The organism is Sinorhizobium prairiense, from assembly GCF_029201645.2.
GTDB classification, from domain to species: Bacteria; Pseudomonadota; Alphaproteobacteria; order Rhizobiales; family Rhizobiaceae; genus Sinorhizobium; species Sinorhizobium meliloti_A.
This window is the reverse complement of record NZ_CP104133.1, coordinates 1140794-1158045: the sequence shown is the minus strand read 5'-3', so window position 1 is coordinate 1158045 and position 17252 is coordinate 1140794. Positions and strand designations below refer to the sequence as shown.

Here is a 17252-nt window from a genome sequence, read left to right as displayed (position 1 = left end):
CAGGTTACATATGAACAGGTGCGGAATGAATGGGAGCCCTGTGCCCGGGAGGGTCGCGAAGCTGACGGACATTTGGAAGTCTTACGGTCCCGTTCCGGTGCTGAAGGGTGTCTCGTTCGTTTTGCAGGCGGGAGAGGTGCATGCGCTTCTCGGCGGCAATGGCGCCGGCAAGTCGAGCCTCATGAAAATCATGTCGGGCGTCATTCCGGCCAATGCCGGCGCCATCGAGATCAACGGCCGCGCCCTCACCCACGCATCGCCGGCGCTCGCGCAGGAACTCGGGCTGTACCTGGTGCCGCAAGAGGCGCATATCCTTCCCAACCAGAGCGTTCTGGAAAACATCTGCCTCGGCCTGGCCGCCTCTCCCCGCGCGCTACGCCCGCGCGTGGAGCAGCTCGTCGCCGAGCTCGCCGTCTCGCTCGACCTCGACGTGCAGGCAGCCGCCCTTGAAATCGCGGAGCGGCAGATTGTCGAAATCCTGCGCGGGCTCGTGCGAGACGCCCGCGTGCTGATACTCGACGAACCGACCTCGGCGCTAACCCCCTTTGAGACCAGCACCCTGTTTCAGCGCGTACGCAAGCTTCAAAGCCAGGGCGTCGGCATCATCTTCATCTCGCACAAACTTCGCGAGATTCGTGAGATCTGCGGCACAATCAGCGTATTGCGCGACGGTGTGATCGTGCTCTGCGGGCCGCTCGACACCTACAGCGATGCCGAGATCATCGACGCGATGAGCCGAGTGCAGATCGCGGATGATGCCGACAAGAACCGTGTGGGCCGCAAGGTTTCGCAAATCGGCAAGCCGCGTCTCAGCGTGCGCGATCTCAGCGGCGAAGGTTTCCGCGATATCAGCCTTGACGTGCGAGCCGGCGAAATCCTCGGCCTTGCCGGAGTCGTGGGCGCCGGACGCACGGAGTTCGCCGAAACGCTCTTCGGCCTTCGGCCGCAGACGGCGGGCAGCGTCGTCTTTGATGGAGCGGAACTGAAAAAGCGCTCGCCGCGCATATGCATCGACCTCGGCCTCGTCTACCTGCCTGAAGACCGCCAGCAGCACGGCCTTTTCCTTGAAGCACCGCTCTCATGGAACGTTTCGTCCTACCTCGTGCACCGCCTACCCTTCTTTCTGCGACCCGGCGCCGAGCGGAAAGTCTTCGACGGGTTCCGCGCGAGCATGGGCATCAAGTGCACCGGCGCCGACCAGGAGGCCCGCGGTCTTTCGGGCGGCAACCAGCAGAAGGTGCTGCTCGCCAAGTGCCTTTCCGCCCGGCCCAAGGTGCTCATCCTCGACGAGCCCACGCGCGGCGTGGACGTCGCTGCCCGCAAGGATATCTACGACCTCATCCGCCGGCTTGCCGCGGACGGCGTCGCCATCATCCTCATTTCATCCGACTTCGACGAAATCGAACAGCTTGCCGACCGGGTCGAGATCATGGCCTTCGGCCAGTCCGGCGGCGAACTCACGGACCAGATCTCGGTTGACGCGATCGCCCGCCTCGCCTTCGGCGCCTCGGAGGGTCGCCATGCTTGATCTCTTCGCCCGCAATCGCGTCGCAACTCTCATCCTCGTGCTCGCCGTCGCCTATGCCGCAATCGGCACGGTCGCGCCCGGCTATCTGTCCGGCGCCACGGCCTCGGTGGTCGTCTCCAACAGCCTCGTCCTGATGCTGATCTCGCTCGGGACGATGGTCGTCATCCTGACGCGCAATATCGATGTGTCGAGCGGTTCGGTGCTCGGCCTCAGCGCCGCCGTGCTCGGCCTTTCACTCACAGCCGGCGTGAGCCTGCCGCTCGCCATCGCCTTCTGCCTTGCAACCGGTGCTGTCGCTGGGGCCTTCAACGGGCTGATGGTTGCCTATCTCGGCATTCCATCCATCGTCGCCACGCTTGGCACGCTTGGACTTTACCGCGGTATCATGCTCGTCCTCACGGGCGGGCGCTGGATCGAGGACCTGCCGCAGGGTCTAAAAGCGCTCGCCGCCAATCTCGGCTTCGGCTTCTCCATCCTCACGATTGTTGTGCTGGCACTCGTTGCGCTTGCCTGGATCGTACTGCGCAAGACGCGCTTCGGCCGCAATTTCTATGCGGTCGGCGACAACCGCGCGGCTGCCCACCATCTCGGCGTACCGGTTAAGCTGGTGCAGTTTTCCGCTTTCGTCACGACGGGCGTCTGCGCCGCCCTCGCCGGCCTCGTCTTCGCCGCACAGATCGGCTTCATCCCAAATCAGGCTGGAAACGGCATCGAACTGAAGGCCATTGCCGTCAATGTGCTGGGAGGCGTAAGCCTTCTTGGAGGCACCGGCTCGGTCGCTGGCGTCTTCACCGCCGTCATCTTTATCACCTCGATCGACAGCGCCCTCGTTTTCTTGAAGATCCCGGCCTATTGGAACGACTTCATTGCAGGCGCGATCCTGCTCTCGGTGCTGCTGCTCGACGGCCGCATCCGCCAGGTTATCGACCGGCGCATCCGTGCCCGCCGCTATCGGCTGCACGAGCGCGGCCCAACACAATCCCGTGAGACGACGACGGCGCGCAATGTGGAGGCAAGCCGATGAAAAAGCTGATCTTCCGCTGGGAGACCGCCCTCTTCGCCATGCTCGTCGCAGAACTTGTCATCTTCGGTCTCGTCAATCCGCGCTTCCTCAATTTCGCGAACCTAATCTACGGCACGTCAGACTTCATCCAGATCGGCATCGTCGCCCTACCGCTGACCCTTGTCATCATTGCCGGCGGCATCGACGTCTCTTTCGCCTCGGTTATCGGCCTTACCGCTATCATCTTCGGCGTCGCGACGTTCTACGGCGTGCCGCTTCCGCTTTCCATCTTGCTCGCTCTGGTCACCGGCGCGGCCTGCGGGCTCCTCAATGCCACAGTCATCCACCTGTCGAAGATACAGCCGCTCGTCGTCACGCTCGGCAGCCTCTATCTCTTCCAGGGCACGGCAACCGTTGCTTCCGGTCTCGTTGGCGCGGGCGGCTACGAGGGCATCGGTAACTTTCCGGAGGCCTTCAACGCCTTCGGCTATGCCGAATTCCTTGGGCTGCCGGCACCTCTGGCGCTCTTCCTCGCACTCTCGCTCGTGCTCATCGTCCTTCTACATTTCACTCGCTTCGGTCGCACAGTGTTCCTGTCCGGCCAGTCTGAAAGCGCAGCCCGTTTTGCCGGTATCCCGGTCGGCCGCGTCCAGACGATCACCTATGTCATCACCGGCGTCTCGGCGGCCATCGCCGGCCTCGTGATGTCGGCCTATTTCGGCTCCGCGCGCGTCGACCTCGGTTCGGCGACCCTGCTGCCGGCCGTCACCGCGGCCGTACTCGGCGGCGCCTCCATTTATGGCGGTCAGGGCTCCATCCTCGGCACCCTGCTCGCCACCTTCGTCATCGGTTACCTGCAGCAGGGTTTGCAGGCAGCCGGCGTCCCCAGCCAGATTTCCAGCGCACTTTCGGGAGGGTTGCTGGTTGTCGCGGTCGCATTGCGCCACGCAAGCGCGATGCTGGCCGATTTCATCGCAGTCGCCCGGCAACAGAGACAGAACCGGGCGGCCGTCACTTCAGGAGGAGAATGAGAATGATCAAGACCATCATGAAATCCGGCACCCTCGCCGCGGCGCTTTTGGCCGGCACCATGCTCGGCTCGGGCGCTGCGCATGCGGAAAACCAGATCGCCTTCATCCCCAAGCTGGTGGGTGTCGGCTTCTTCACCTCCGGCGGCGCCGGCGCGGTGAAGGCGGGGGAGGAAGTCGGCGCGAAGGTCACCTATGACGGCCCGACGGAACCGAGCGTTTCCGGGCAGGTCCAGTTCATCAACAATTTCGTCAACCAGGGCTACAACGCGCTTATCGTTTCCTCCGTCTCTCCGGATGGCCTGTGCCCAGCGCTGAAGCGCGCCATGGAACGCGGCGTGCTCGTCATGACCTGGGACAGCGACGTCAACCCGGATTGCCGCAGCTATTACATCAATCAAGGCACGCCTGACCAGCTTGGCGGCCTTCTGGTCGACATGGCGGCCGAGGGCGTGACGAAGGAAAAGGCCAAGGTCGCCTTCTTCTACTCGAGCCCGACAGTGACCGACCAGAACGCCTGGGCGGAAGCCGCCAAGGCGAAGATCGCCAAGGAGCATCCGGGCTGGGAAATCGTTACCACGCAGTACGGCTACAACGACGCTCAGAAATCGCTGCAGACGGCCGAAAGCATCCTGCAGACCTATCCTGACCTTGACGCGATCATTGCGCCCGATGCCAACGCCCTGCCGGCAGCAGCGCAGGCTGCGGAAAACTTGAAGCGCGCCGAGGGCGTCACTATCGTCGGCTTCTCCACGCCAAACGTCATGCGACCCTATATCGAGCGCGGCACGATCCAGCGCTTCGGTCTTTGGGACGTCACGCAGCAAGGCAAGATCTCGGTCTTCGTTGCCGATCACGTCCTGAAGAACGGTCCCATGAAAGTCGGCGAAAAGCTGGAGATCCCTGGCGTCGGTACTGTCGAGGTCTCAGCCAACAAGGTACAGGGCTACGACTACGAAGCCGATGGCAACGGCATCATCTTGCTGCCGGAGCGCACCGTTTTCACCAAGGAAAATATTGGCAACTTCGACTTCTAAGCACGCACAAACGGCGGGCGGCTCCGGCTGCCCGCCGACCTTCATTCATAGACAGGACAATTCGCATGGAAAGCCGCTGGAACGACGAGGACGCAGCACGTTTTGTGGAGGCGGCACGCGCCGCGGGACAGAGCGAGGCACTCGGCCTTCGTATCTATACTTCCCGCATCATCGGCGGCGACCCGGACCTGGTGCTGCACGGCGGCGGCAACACGTCGGTCAAGGTAAGGTCTAACGAGAACGAAGAGCTCATGCACATTAAGGGCAGCGGCTGGGACCTCGACACGATCGAGGCAGCGGGCCTGCCCGCCGTGCGCCTTGCGCCGCTGCTCGAAGCCCGCAATACCCCGAAACTCTCAGACCCGGACATGGTCTTACTGCTGCGTGCCAGCCTGATCGACAAGGACGCGCCGAACCCGTCCGTCGAAGCGCTGCTGCACGCCTTCTTGCCCTTCGACTACGTCGACCACACGCATGCAACAGCGGTCCTGGCGCTCGCCGACCAACCGAACATGCCCGACACCGTTCGCCGCATCTATGGCGATCGCCTCGCCTATGTGCCCTATGTGATGCCCGGCTTCGATCTTTCCATCGCCGCCGACCGGATCTATCGCAACCATCCGGATTGCGAGGGTCTATGGCTGGAAAATCACGGCCTCTTCACCTTCGCAAACGATGCCCGTGCTTCTTATGAGCTGATGATCGAATTCGTAACACTGGCGGAGCAGGAACTCGCCCGCGCCGGCGTGGCGTTGTCGGGCCCCCAGCCCAATGACGGCGAGACAGACGCGGCGCTTGCTGCGCGGCTGGAAAAAGCACTGATGCGAGAAGGGTCGCCTTTCGCAAAGGGTGTCTTCCTCGATTACCGTTCGACCGAAGCGATCCGCGAACTCACATCGAAGCCGAATGTGGAAGCGATCAGTCTGCGCGGCACAGTGACGCCCGACCACGTAATCCGCATCAAACCCTGGCCGATGATCATCGGGGCCGATGCTGATGAACCCGCAATCGAGAGCGCATTAGCCGCCTATGCGGACCGCTACAGGGCCTACTTTGAGCGAAACGCGACCCGCGCCAACGAGCAGAAACGGATACTCGACGTCTATCCACGCGTCGTTCTGGTGCTTGGGAAAGGCATGTTCGCACTCGGCGCGAATGCCAAGACAGCCAAAATCGGCGGAGATCTTTGCGAACAGGCTGCGCGAGCAATCAACGCCGCGGAAGCGTATGGCTGCTTCACTCCGATCAGCGAGGCAGATCTCTTCGACATGGAGTACTGGTCGCTAGAACAAGCTAAGTTGAAAATAGCGGTATAGCATGGCCGCACCAATTTTCCGGCCAAAAGTGGCACAATCGATGTTCTCGCCTTCCCCGAAGAGGGATCGACTGCTCCGTCCTCCCTTAAGCACCGATCGCATACTTCAAGCTACAAGAGGCGATGGCCCCCGAACCAATTTGTTGGCTGCACCTCCGACATCGAAGTGCGGGTCCCAATCGTTGCACCGATCAGACCGACGTGGCAGCAGTCAGGAAATCGAGAACCTGCGTGTTGCTCGCTGGGAGAGGTCACCGCCAATCTTGCCTCATACAGCCTGGCGCGGAACGACGAAACCGAGCTCCAACAGTTTTCGAAAGCAGTGAACGTGTCCCTCCCCGCAGCACCGAGATGACCTGGAATGCAGCAGTTGGCCCGCTAAGACCATGGAAAGTGAAATGAGCGTACCAGGCGCAGACGCTTCAGCGTCGAACCCAGTTCGCGCGCAACTTGACCGGTTAGCAGCGCAGCCGCAGGAGGCTTAGCATAGCGCCGCCCGACGGGCGGAAGCCGGGACCGACTGCGCCCGGCAAGTTGCGCGTCCACGTCTACCCCGTCTAGGCAGCACTAACAACCTTGCAACATCTGTGATGACCGTAGGGGCCGAGGTTCGTTCCTACTTGATCAAGACGCGATGACGATCCGGCGATCGTCACGCTTCTGAGCTTCAGTTCGGGGGCGCCAAAAGATGCGTCCATTCGGCGCAATGCCCGAGGCTGAATTGACAGTTTCGGCCCCCTTTCCCTCGTAAGGAGACCTCCGAGAACAGCATCGCTTAACACCGCAAACCGCCAGCAGCTACATTCAGCCTCTCGCGCGACGGCCGCCGCAGATCGCCGGGTATCGCGCGATCAACAGGAATTTACGGGTATGCACAAGACCGACTGCGATCTACCATGGCAGTGATTCAGTCAGTGGTTTCAAGGGAATGGCCGAAGCGAAAAACGCACCGTCGTCAATGAGATCGAGCCTTGAGCACCTGCCGGAGAAGAAGCAGCGGGAGCTCGCTCGTATCGTCGAAGTCATTCACGAGGAATTCGAAGACGCGCTGAAGGGCGGGACGAGCGATTTCAAGAAACGCGGTCGTGTTCTCAAAATCATTCTGTATGGCTCTTACGCCCGCGGTACTTGGGTCGACGAACCGCACACGACGAAGGGCTACAAATCCGATTACGATCTTTTGGTCGTGGTCAACGATCGGCGGCTGACGGATTTTGCAACCTACTGGTCAAATGCGCAGGATCGTCTGTTGCATCTGTCGGAGGTTCAGACGCCGGTGAGCCTCATTGTTCATTCGCGCCGGGAGGTGAACACGGCCCTATACGAAGGCCAATATTTCTTCGTTGATATCCGGCGCGATGGGATCGTGCTCTACGAACTGGACGACGAGCCGCTGGCGGAGCCGAGACAACTGTCTCCTTATGACGCACTCAGGGTGGCAAAGGAGCATTTTGAAAGGCATACCCAAAGCACCACTGAGTTTCAGCAGCTCGCCGCTTACGCGATTGAGCATGGTTGGCAGAAGCGGGCGGCCTTTTTGCTGCACCAAGCGGCAGAATCTGCCTATTCCTGTTTTCTTTTAACTCTGACGAACTACAGCCCACCATCGCACAACCTCAAATTCCTGCGCGGCCTGGCGGAGGATCACGATCGCCGGCTCGTCGAGGCATGGCCTCGTGAACAGCACCGCTTCATGACCTGGTACAACATTCTAAACGAGGCCTATGTAAAAGCACGCTATTCGAAGCATTTCGAGATAAGCGAGGAGGCGCTTAGCTGGCTGCTCGAGCGAACCGAACACCTCCTCCGCCTTGTCGAGTTGATTTGCACGGAACGACTCGGAGAGCTTGAACGGGCGACCGTCCGAGACCAATAATTTGTGACAATCAATAAGCGCTTGAGACTGGCGGATCGACCGCAGGGTGTGTAGATAGCAGTCTGCTTTTTCGGATCCAAGGCGCCGATGGCGGTAACGCGACGACAAAGGGAAGACTTCGCAACTATTCCCTCCGCTCCCGCACCGGAGCCGGTGACGACCTTTGCCATCCAGATCGTGGAATGGAAGAGAGAGTCTTTCGAGCGATATTTCCCCGGCAGGCACCTCCGTTTCCTCCCGATGAATGTCGGGGAGCGCGAATTCGAGCGCGTCTGGAAGCCGCGGATCCTGGCCGAGAAGGACGCCGAATTTCTCGCCTGGGGCCCGGAGCTGCCGGGCCCAGTGGAGGCGCTGGCAAAAGCGCGGAACATTCCCGTCACCTTCATTGAGGACGGTTTCCTTCGCTCGGCCCGGCCAAGCGCCAGCCGCACGCCTCCCCTGTCCCTGGCGCTCGACGGCAGGGCACTCTATTTCGATTGCCGGCATGCCTCCGACCTCGAAGTGCTGCTCAAGACCTACGACTTCGAAGCGGATTCGACGCTGATGGAGCGTGCGCGCGCCGGCATCGCGCTTCTCACCGAAAGCGGCATCAGCAAATATAACGGCGCGCGCCGGCGCGCGGCCGAGGAGGTCTATGGCGAGAAGACGCGCAAACGGGTGCTGGTCGTCGGCCAGGTGGAAGACGATGCTTCGATCCGCTACGGCTGCCTCAGCCGCATGACCAACAATGATCTGGTGCGGCTCGCGGCATCAGAGCAAGTGGACGCCCAGATCCTCTACAAGCCGCATCCGGATGTGCTGAGCCGCGCCCGCCCGGCAAGGTCAGACCCCGCCGAAGTGGCGCATCTTTGCGAGCTCGTGACCGAGAGCCTGCCGCTTGCCGAGGCGCTGCGGACCGTCGACCACGTCTATACGATCACCTCGCTTGCGGGCTTCGAGGCGATCCTTCGCGGCATCCCGGTCACGACCGCCGGCTGTCCCTTCTATTCCGGATGGGGCCTGACGGACGACCGTCAGCCGAACCCGCGCCGCGGCCGGCACTTGAGCATCGAAGCGCTTTTCGCCGGCGCCTATCTGCTTTATCCTCGCTACTTCGACCCAGAGACTGGAGCGCAAACCTCATTCGAAGCAACCGTGACAGCGATCAGGAGACAGCTCGACGAGCCGCAGGGCCTTCACCCGCGCCGACCGCAATGGCGCGCCTGGGGCCCTTACGGCCTTCTCGGGTGGCGTCATCTGCTGACCGCCTTCGTCACGCCGGCGATCCGCAAGATCGGCAGTGACCGCGATGTCGAAGACTTCAAGTCCGACCCGATCCGCTTCTTCCGCACCCTTTCCGAGCGGAAATACCGGATCATCGGCCGCATACTCTATCCGTTCGGGTGACTGACATGGGCTATCTCACCACCCATTTCCGTGTCGTCGGCGCGCTTCTGGTTCGCGAAATGGCGACCCGCTTCGGCTCGAAGCCCGGCGGTTATGTGTGGGCGCTGCTCGATCCGGCGGCTCACATCCTGCTGATGACGGTCATCTTCCAGGCGATCGCCCGCGCGCCGGCGCTCGGCACCAGCTTCGCGCTCTTCTTCGCCACAGGCTATATCGCCTTCCAGTTTTACCAGGCGATGACGGGCTACCTGAACGCCGCGGTGAAAGCCAACAAGGCACTGCTCAGCTACCCCAACGTCGCGCCCATCGACACCATCGTCGCTCGCTTCGTCCTGCAGATGGGCACGACTTCACTGGTCGCGTTCATCGTGCTCGGTACGATCGTCGCCACCATGCGGGTCGACACGAACATTCACTGGCCCTCGATCCTGGAAGCGGTCGGGCTCGCCTGCCTCTTCGGCCTGGGCGTGGCCATGATCAATTGCGTGCTCTTCCTCAAGTACCCACTTTACGAGCAGGTGTTCGGCATCGTGAACCGGCCGCTGTTCCTGATCTCGGGGGTCTTTTTCCTGCCCGATTCCATTCCCGCGCCCTATCGCGACCTCGTGCTCATCAATCCGCTCGTCCACGTCATCATGGGCTTCCGCAAGGGCTTTTATCCGGAATATCGTGCGGTCGGCCTCGACATGACCTATCTCTATGGAATCGCATTTCTGACATTGTTTGCCGGAATGCTGGTCTTCACCCTTTCCAGAAAGACACTGAGAAACGAATGATCCGGTTCGAGCAGGCTACGAAATATGCCCGCACCAAGGGCATCAAGAAGCCGATCATCGAGGATGCATCGCTGACGCTCAACCGCGGCAAGAGCGTCGGCCTGCTCGGCCGCAACGGCGCCGGAAAATCGACGCTGCTGCGCCTGATCGCCGGCGCCATCAAGCTCGATAGGGGCCGAATCATCCGCCGCGGCAAGATCTCCTGGCCGCTCGGATTTCAGGGCAGCTTTCAACCATCGATGACAGGAGAACAGAACGTGCGCTTCGTCGCCCGCATCTACGGCGTCGATACGGAGCGACTGATCGGCTATGTGGAGGATTTCGCCGAGCTCGGCCCCTTCTTCAAGGCGCCGGTCGGCACCTATTCCTCCGGCATGAAGGCGCGCCTCGCCTTCGGCTTGAGCATGGGCGTCAACTTCGACTATTATCTCGTCGACGAAATCACCGCTGTTGGTGACTCAAATTTTAAGAAAAAGTGCCAGGCTGTCTTCGAGACCAAGCTGCAGGAATCCGACATTATTATGGTTTCGCACAGCACCGGTACGATCCGCAATTATTGCGATTGCGGCGTGGTGCTGGAAAAAGGCAAGATGACCTATTATGAGAATGTCGAAGACGCGATCCGCGCGCACGACAAGAATATGAAGGAAAGCTAGATGGCGGCAAGCAAGGAAGCGGCAGTGAACAAGCCTGACCCCGCGCAGGTCGCCGACAAGCCGAACACCGCCAAGGCCACGGCGAAAAGCAAAGGCATCGCGGTCCTCGAGGGACTTCTCGGTAAGGAGAGCGCACCCGTCATCCCGCTGCCGGGACGCAAGGTCGAACCGCCCAAAAAAGCCGGTTGGCAGCCGAAGTGGCTCAAGAAGCTGCGCTGGCGCCATGCGATCATCGGCGCATCTTTCCTTGGGCTCGTGGCCGTGCCCGCGACACTCGCCTCGCTCTACATGGCCTTCATCGCCGCCGACCAATATCACAGCACGGCTTCCTTCGCCGTGCGCAGCATCGAGGGCGGCGCTTCGAGCGACATTCTCGGCATGTTCACGCAAGCTTCCGGCGGCAGCACTGTTTCGGACAGCTATATCCTCATGGATTACATCCTGAGCGAGCGCATGGCCGCGGATGCGGACCGGCGCTTCAAGCTTGAGGACGTCTACGCCACCCGCGGGCTCGATTATTTCTACGGCATCGGCTCCGATCTGCCGATCGAGGACAAGCTTGCCTATTGGCGCGATATGGTGAAGGTCAGCTTCGACCACGCCTCCGGCATCATGCAGGTGACCGTCAAAGCCTTCGAGCCGAAACAGGCGCAGGAGATTGCCCAGTTCATCGTCGACCAGAGCGACAATCTCGTGAACAGCCTCTCGCTTTCGGCACGCAACGACGTTCTGCGCGCCGCGCAGGACGAGGTGCTTGCGGGCGAAGCGCGGCTTTCGAAGGCTCGCGCGGGGCTGCGCGACTATCGCGACAAATCGCAGGAAATCAGCCCGGAAGAAGGTGCGAAGCTCGCGGTTCAGCTGATCGGCGGCCTGGAAGGAGAACTTACGAAGCTCAACGCCGATCTCGCTACAGCCAAGAGCCAGATGGGTGAGGATACGCCGCGCATCCGCGTGCTCAAGACCCGCATCGAAAGCCTGGAACAGCAACTCGCCGTCGAACGCCAGCGACTGGGCGCAGGTGAAAAGGGCCCGTCGGCTGCAGACGATCCAAACGCCCAGGATGTCGCTGGCCGAATCGCCGAGTTCGAAGAATTGGAGACCGAGCGCGAGTTCGCCGAGCGCGCCTATACGGTGGCATTGGGCTCACTCGAGAAGGCCCGTATTGATGCAAACAATCGGCAACGCTATCTGGCCCTGTTCATTGAGCCAACGCTTTCGCAGATGGCGCAATATCCGAGCCGATTGTTGAATGCGTTTCTTGTGACGCTTGGACTGCTCTTTGCCTGGGGGATAGGTGTGATGAGCTATTATAATGTTAGAGATCGAGCCTAATCGACATTGTACGAAAGCTGAGCTGCCTGTTGCAAAGATGGACTAGCATTGCTAGCCACGGGTGACCCACACAGAAGTCAATTTCTTCCCACAAATTTCCGCCTGCGCGCCAGGATGAGAATCGACCAGGGCGATGTCTAATTCGCCACTCGCACGATCGCTGTACGGCACCAGCCGAGGCTATTGGGGCTATGAATCAAGCGATAGCTGTTGCAATGGCTAGACGGTGCCTCTCGTCCGACCGTCTGGGGAGAATTGCGGAGGGGCCGTTCTCGACATTGCAAATGGAGATGAGCGAGCTGGCCATCGACTACGGCATAGGGGACATATGTGATCGATGCTCTAACGTACTTCCTGGCAGAGGGCCAAGGGAACCGGGCAAGCGTACAGCGAACAACAGCAGCGTGCCGCAATCATGGTAGTCAGAAATGGGGAAGACAGAAGGAGTTGAACTCTTGCATAAGGAAGAGATCATCCGGCTTTATGAACTGCAAATGCTCGCGACGGCGTCGAACTTCTCGCTTTGGGAAACGGAGGGGCGACGAAAGTCCGCCGATGCCTTGGCTGAGTTTTTCTACGGGATTACTCGCGCTATAAAGCCTAGCACGTTTATCGAGGCGGGAGCGCGGCAGGCTTACGCCTCCACGCGAATACGCTCGCTATGTCCAGAAACAGAAATTTTCGCTTTCGAAGCGAACCCTTACAACTACGAATATTTCAGCAGAGTTGGTTCGTTCGAAGCGGACAGGGTCAACTACATACACAAGGCAATTTCTGAAACCTCCGGAACGATCACTTTCAACATTCGGAAAACAGTGGACGGAAAGGAAGTTACCCCTCTCACCGGGCAGAGCAGCCTCCTGAAGCGCGCAGACGATAAAACGACCTATGAGGAAGTGACGGTTCCCGCTGCCTCGCTCGACGAGCTTTTCCCTTCGGCGCCGACAAACACAATCTGGATCGATGTCGAGGGGGCAACCAGAGGCGTTATCGAAGGAGGTCGTTCGGTCTTGGCGAAATCGCAGGCCGCCATAGTTGAGATGTCCGACAGAAGCCACTGGGACGGAGAATGGCTAGCTACTCGTGTGATATCCGAATTATATGATCTCGGATTAGTGCCAGTGGCACGCGATTTCGAATTCAGATCTCAATATAACGTCGTATTCCTCAACAGGGATACACTAATGAACCACGAGATTCGGCGAAATGTTGAGTATTTCCATAGCGTTTTGTGTAAGCGGTAGTCCTCCGCTCAAAACGTACGATGGGCTTCGCCTTCGCCGTCAATCAAGCTGACAGTTCGCATCGTCAGTTGGGCCTTGCAACGAACCTCGGCATGTTGCAAAAGCCAGCTTTGCAGAGCCAACCAAACCAGATGAGTCAATTGTATCTATGAAGGCTGTTGTAAGTTTCCTTGATCGCCAGTTGGTGACACCACTCGAGAAACGCATCCGAGATACTGGACGCCGCGTGCCATGGTCACGGAAACCCACTCTGATCGACACCGTTTCCTTGGTTGTCCCCTGTTACAATGTTGGTCGGTACATAGACGACTTTTTCAAGTCGGTCGTAACGCAGTCCACCGGCACTAAGAATCTTGAGATCGTTATAGTCGACGATGGGTCGACCGATAACACATCGGAGAGGGTGGAGTACTGGTCCCGTCAGCATCCGGGGCTGATCCGGTACCACAGGCAGGTCAATTCGGGAGCCGCAGAGGCTCGAAACACAGGCGTGTCGATCGCCTGCGGAACGTGGGTGTCATTTCCCGATCCGGATGACTTTCTGCATGTTCATTACCTGCACCACGTTAACCGGATGATCAAAAAAGGAAAGGTCTATCGCCTTTCGATGATCTGCTGCAATCTCCATGTGTATATGGAGCAAACAGGCGAAATTAAGAACTCCCATGCACTGAGGTATCGGTTCCAGCAGCCCGAAACGTGGCTGTCCGTCGATGACATGCGAGAGCATGTACAGCTCTCCGCTGCCCTCGCCTTTTTCCGTCGTGAACTGATCCAAGAACATAAGTTGAAGTTCGACAGCAGGATCAAACCACGTTTCGAAGACGCAAACTTCGTCAACCGGTATCTAGTGCGCTCAAGCGGGACTACCGTCGTGTTCAGCAGTCTGGCAAAGTATTATTATCGGAAACGCCAAGACCAGACTTCGCAGATGGATACGGCCCACAGCCGCGGTGAATTTTATACCAATCAGCCACGTTACGGCTGGCTTGGCCTGCTGCATGATGCGGCCAAGATTGCGCCCTCGATACCGCGCTTTGTTCAGCGCACAATCCTGTACGACACAACTGGGCACATCAGAATCGGTATTTCGAAACCTCATTTGATGGCAATGCTTTCAGATGATGAGCGGCGGGGTCTCAGGGATAGCCTCCATGAGACTTTCGCTTATATCGACCCCGAAAACATTAAGGATTTCTCTCTTTCGTCATTCCATGAAGAGATCCGCGTCGGAGCGCTTAACCTATTCAAGAAGACAACTCCGGATCGGAACTCTCGTCTACATCAAGGAATTAGACCGTCATTCCGGCATGGTAAAGCTCCTCTACTTTTCTGAGAACAATGTTGATGACCTGGCGGTCGCGGTCGACGGCAACGCATGCGAGAAGCTTTTTTCGAAGTCGATCAAAACTGAACTATTCGGCGAGGAATTTTATCACGAGCACTCTTTCTGGGTTCGTTTTACTAGTGGCAAACTCACCGTTCACCGCCACATCGGCACCGCAATCCGTCTCGGTGGTAAGACCCTCTCACCGAGCGTGACCTTGTACGATGTGATGTCCGTGTTTTCTCCGGGGTCCCGAGTAAAATCTCCCCGCGTGCGCGGGCGAATCGACTGCATGCTATGTCGCCGTCATCCATCGAGAAATTTGGCGGTTGCTGGGTTTTGATGGATCGGGCCGACAAGGCCGGCGACAATGCAGAAGCTTTTTACCGCTACCTAGTAAGCGAAAAGAAGCCGGTCAAACCGGTCTTTGTCCTTAGCCGCAAATCGCCGGATTGGGAGAGGCTGCATAACGACGGTTTTCACCTTGTAGAGTTCATGTCCAAGGATCATTTCGCGGCTCTTGCGAATGCAAAATTTCTGTTGAGTTCCCACGGCGACAGATTCATAGCCCGACCCTACCATCGGGCCGAGTACAGCGACTTAATTAATTACCAGTTCGTCTTCCTCCAGCACGGGGTTATCGTTCACGATCAGTCTGAATGGTTCAACGACATGATGCCGCGCGTTTTGGTCACGTCGACACCTAAAGAGTTTAGCTCTGTTACGGACGCCTGCTCCGGCTACCGGTTGACCAGTCGAGAAGTTCGTCTGATTGGAATCCCTCGCCACGACTCCCTCCTGTCGGAAGGAACCTCAGCGAAAAAAGACACCATCTTCATCATGCCAACGTGGCGCCAAAACCTCACACATATCGACGGTATTGAAAAGAAGAGAAAAGTCAATTCGGAATTCGCGTGCAGTGAGTACTTGGCTCGATGGAAGAGTTTCATCAATTCAGATAAATTGCGCGAGCTGGGAAAAGAACACTGCAAGTCCATAGTGTTCTGCCCGCACCCCAATTTCGCGGACTATATTGATGCCTTCGAACCGCCACCGTGGGTATCCACAGTGAACGCGCTGGATACTGGCAGCCTCCAACCCTACTTTGCGCGCACCAGTGCGCTCATTACCGACTATTCATCGGTGGCCTTTGACTTAGCTTTCCTGAATAGTCCAGTTATTTATTATCAATTCGACCGAAACTCCTTCTATGCCGGTCATATCTATAAAGTCGGCTATTTTGACTTCGACCGTGATGGGTTTGGCCCGGTCTCGACCGAGGAAGCAGCCGCTCTACACGACCTTGAAGCTGCGCTTTTAGGAAAAGAGGATACGCAATTCCCTGCCCGCAGACGAGACACGTTTCCTTTCAGGGACGGCCTTTGCCGGGAGAGGCTATACAAAGAAATTGAGGATTTATCTTTTACGCCCAGGGCATGAACGCTACGAAAAAACAGACGGCTGACCAGTCCTGCACCATGTTGTGTTGCTCCGCATCGACTACTTATGGATGACCGCACGCTGGCAGGCTCAAAAGTATGCCAGAGCGACAAGTTCGCCGCCTGTTCCGGCGTCACGTGCCAACCGACAGCTTTTTGGTACAGACAGTAAATTTATCGAGTAGCTGTTTCACGCTATTGAAGATTGCCTAAATCTCCGCCGGCGATTTGAATGGGTAGTGCGCGTTCAAGAATTTTTTCTTGAATCTTTGGAAATCAGCATCATCAGCGCTCCCACCTCCATCATTTATGCAGAAAAACCGCTGCGTACTATAAATCTTGCGTGCCAAGAACCGCTTGTAATTTGATGCGCGGACGACCATCGAGTCTTCGTCAAGATGAGCAGCCTTACCTCGCCACAAAGCGAAATGATGGAACAAGAACGAGGTGAACGTGTAATCCGTCTCTTGACGGAATCGGGCCCTCCTCGTCACTTCGAGTTCTTTAGGGAATTTGTTCGCCAACTCCGCATACACCGTTCTTTGGTAAGCGTGAGGCGCATGCCGGTGAAGTCGCAGCGGGAAAACACCGGTCTCCTTAAAGAGTAGCTTGGCGCTGTTGACCGCCGCGCACTGCCATTCCTCGGCGGTCCCGGCCTCCACTCTTTGCTCAAGATGGGTTAGGACGCCGGAAGTCTCCATTCTGCTCACTGATTGACCGTAGGCGTTGAAAAAGTCTGTTGGCCGCACAGCGCCAGACAGGAAAACGTCGTCGTTAAAGTAAATATACCGTTCCGATAATCCGGGGATCTCATGCAGGAAGGTTTCAATTGCGTGTGAATTAAACAACGGGAGATATGCCTTCGGTATCACTTCCTCGTGCTTGACCCACTGGATCCGATCGGATGGCAGGAACCACTCGGGCGGTGCGCAGTTTGTAAAGATATACACTTTTCGAACCCACGGAGCGAAGGTGAACAGTGAGCGTATCGAATATTTTAGTTCATCGTACTGGACGAACCTGTCATGGTCTACCTTGATCCTGTCGCGGTACGGAGCGATCAAATCACGCCAAGCGGGGTCGTCAGCATTCACCCAAGTGTAGACAACATCGATCGGCTCAATGACTGTATCAACGCGCCGCGGATTCAACCGGCTTTCGCAGCCAGCCAGAATTTTCTTAATGGGCGCCTTCGGGGCGGTGCATTCGAGGACGTCGGCGACTTGTCGCCATAGATTGACACTGACTCTTCCTTTTAACCGGTCGCGGCGGTCGACAATTGCGAGTTCGATATAGCCGCTTCGA

General features: G+C 58.3%; 14 protein-coding genes. 13 read left to right on the top strand and 1 reads right to left on the bottom strand.

Annotated features, from left to right (window positions below; translation table 11 throughout):
* Positions 1 to 25: 25 nt before the first annotated feature.
* The 13 genes from lsrA to N0Q91_RS28650 all read left to right on the top strand — a co-directional run bounded on the left by lsrA (position 26) and on the right by N0Q91_RS28650 (position 15948).
* Complete coding sequence (lsrA, locus tag N0Q91_RS28710) at positions 26 to 1528, top strand: autoinducer 2 ABC transporter ATP-binding protein LsrA (RefSeq protein WP_275598903.1); 1503 nt, start codon at positions 26 to 28, stop codon at positions 1526 to 1528.
* A complete protein-coding gene (locus N0Q91_RS28705; protein ID WP_275598902.1) occupies positions 1521 to 2552 on the top strand; it encodes an ABC transporter permease subunit in 1032 nt (343 codons plus the stop codon). Before lsrA ends, N0Q91_RS28705 begins: the two co-directional genes overlap by 8 nt.
* Positions 2549 to 3562 (top strand): ABC transporter permease subunit, encoded by a 1014-nt coding sequence (locus N0Q91_RS28700; protein WP_275598901.1) that lies wholly within the window; start codon positions 2549 to 2551, stop codon positions 3560 to 3562. The genes N0Q91_RS28705 and N0Q91_RS28700 overlap by 4 nt, the downstream gene beginning before the upstream one ends.
* A gap of 59 nt (positions 3563 to 3621) precedes the next feature.
* Positions 3622 to 4596, top strand: a complete 975-nt coding sequence (gene lsrB, locus N0Q91_RS28695) for an autoinducer 2 ABC transporter substrate-binding protein LsrB (RefSeq protein WP_275599757.1) — start codon at positions 3622 to 3624, stop codon at positions 4594 to 4596.
* A 65-nt stretch (positions 4597 to 4661) separates the two neighbouring features.
* Complete coding sequence (locus N0Q91_RS28690) at positions 4662 to 5912, top strand: class II aldolase (RefSeq protein ID WP_275598900.1); 1251 nt, start codon at positions 4662 to 4664, stop codon at positions 5910 to 5912.
* Between the two features lie 957 nt (positions 5913 to 6869).
* The gene (locus N0Q91_RS28685; RefSeq protein WP_275599756.1) at positions 6870 to 7787 is read left to right on the top strand and encodes a nucleotidyltransferase and HEPN domain-containing protein; all 918 of its coding nucleotides are present in this window, start codon (positions 6870 to 6872) and stop codon (positions 7785 to 7787) included.
* Between the two features lie 87 nt (positions 7788 to 7874).
* Positions 7875 to 9173 (top strand): capsular polysaccharide export protein, LipB/KpsS family, encoded by a 1299-nt coding sequence (locus tag N0Q91_RS28680; RefSeq protein WP_275598899.1) that lies wholly within the window; start codon positions 7875 to 7877, stop codon positions 9171 to 9173.
* A 5-nt stretch (positions 9174 to 9178) separates the two neighbouring features.
* A complete protein-coding gene (locus N0Q91_RS28675; protein WP_275598898.1) occupies positions 9179 to 9949 on the top strand; it encodes an ABC transporter permease in 771 nt (256 codons plus the stop codon).
* Positions 9946 to 10605 (top strand): ABC transporter ATP-binding protein, encoded by a 660-nt coding sequence (locus N0Q91_RS28670; protein WP_275598897.1) that lies wholly within the window; start codon positions 9946 to 9948, stop codon positions 10603 to 10605. The genes N0Q91_RS28675 and N0Q91_RS28670 overlap by 4 nt, the downstream gene beginning before the upstream one ends.
* Complete coding sequence (locus N0Q91_RS28665) at positions 10606 to 11937, top strand: KpsE/RkpR family capsule polysaccharide export protein (RefSeq protein ID WP_275598896.1); 1332 nt, start codon at positions 10606 to 10608, stop codon at positions 11935 to 11937.
* A gap of 455 nt (positions 11938 to 12392) precedes the next feature.
* Entirely contained in the window at positions 12393 to 13181 is a 789-nt protein-coding gene (locus N0Q91_RS28660) for an FkbM family methyltransferase (protein WP_275598895.1), read from the top strand.
* A gap of 148 nt (positions 13182 to 13329) precedes the next feature.
* The gene (locus N0Q91_RS28655) at positions 13330 to 14517 is read left to right on the top strand and encodes a glycosyltransferase family 2 protein (protein ID WP_275598894.1); all 1188 of its coding nucleotides are present in this window, start codon (positions 13330 to 13332) and stop codon (positions 14515 to 14517) included.
* Positions 14518 to 14805: 288 nt separating this feature from the next.
* Positions 14806 to 15948: a CDP-glycerol glycerophosphotransferase family protein gene (locus tag N0Q91_RS28650; RefSeq protein WP_275598893.1), complete on the top strand. Its 1143-nt coding sequence runs from the start codon at positions 14806 to 14808 to the stop codon at positions 15946 to 15948.
* Between the two features lie 208 nt (positions 15949 to 16156).
* Here the strand turns inward: N0Q91_RS28650 and N0Q91_RS28645 are convergent, their stop codons facing one another.
* Positions 16157 to 17098 (bottom strand): stealth family protein, encoded by a 942-nt coding sequence (locus N0Q91_RS28645; protein WP_275598892.1) that lies wholly within the window; start codon positions 17096 to 17098, stop codon positions 16157 to 16159.
* Positions 17099 to 17252: the final 154 nt, after the last annotated feature.

Bases quoted from the DNA above. Each gene is read 5' to 3' on its own strand.
- lsrA (WP_275598903.1), top strand. From the start codon at position 26: ATGAATGGGAGCCCTGTGCCCGGGAGGGTCGCGAAGCTGACGGACATT.
- N0Q91_RS28705 (WP_275598902.1), top strand. From the start codon at position 1,521: ATGCTTGATCTCTTCGCCCGCAATCGCGTCGCAACTCTCATCCTCGTG.
- N0Q91_RS28700 (WP_275598901.1), top strand. From the start codon at position 2,549: ATGAAAAAGCTGATCTTCCGCTGGGAGACCGCCCTCTTCGCCATGCTC.
- lsrB (WP_275599757.1), top strand. From the start codon at position 3,622: ATGCTCGGCTCGGGCGCTGCGCATGCGGAAAACCAGATCGCCTTCATC.
- N0Q91_RS28690 (WP_275598900.1), top strand. From the start codon at position 4,662: ATGGAAAGCCGCTGGAACGACGAGGACGCAGCACGTTTTGTGGAGGCG.
- N0Q91_RS28685 (WP_275599756.1), top strand. From the start codon at position 6,870: ATGAGATCGAGCCTTGAGCACCTGCCGGAGAAGAAGCAGCGGGAGCTC.
- N0Q91_RS28680 (WP_275598899.1), top strand. From the start codon at position 7,875: ATGGCGGTAACGCGACGACAAAGGGAAGACTTCGCAACTATTCCCTCC.
- N0Q91_RS28675 (WP_275598898.1), top strand. From the start codon at position 9,179: ATGGGCTATCTCACCACCCATTTCCGTGTCGTCGGCGCGCTTCTGGTT.
- N0Q91_RS28670 (WP_275598897.1), top strand. From the start codon at position 9,946: ATGATCCGGTTCGAGCAGGCTACGAAATATGCCCGCACCAAGGGCATC.
- N0Q91_RS28665 (WP_275598896.1), top strand. From the start codon at position 10,606: ATGGCGGCAAGCAAGGAAGCGGCAGTGAACAAGCCTGACCCCGCGCAG.
- N0Q91_RS28655 (WP_275598894.1), top strand. From the start codon at position 13,330: ATGAAGGCTGTTGTAAGTTTCCTTGATCGCCAGTTGGTGACACCACTC.
- N0Q91_RS28650 (WP_275598893.1), top strand. From the start codon at position 14,806: ATGTCGCCGTCATCCATCGAGAAATTTGGCGGTTGCTGGGTTTTGATG.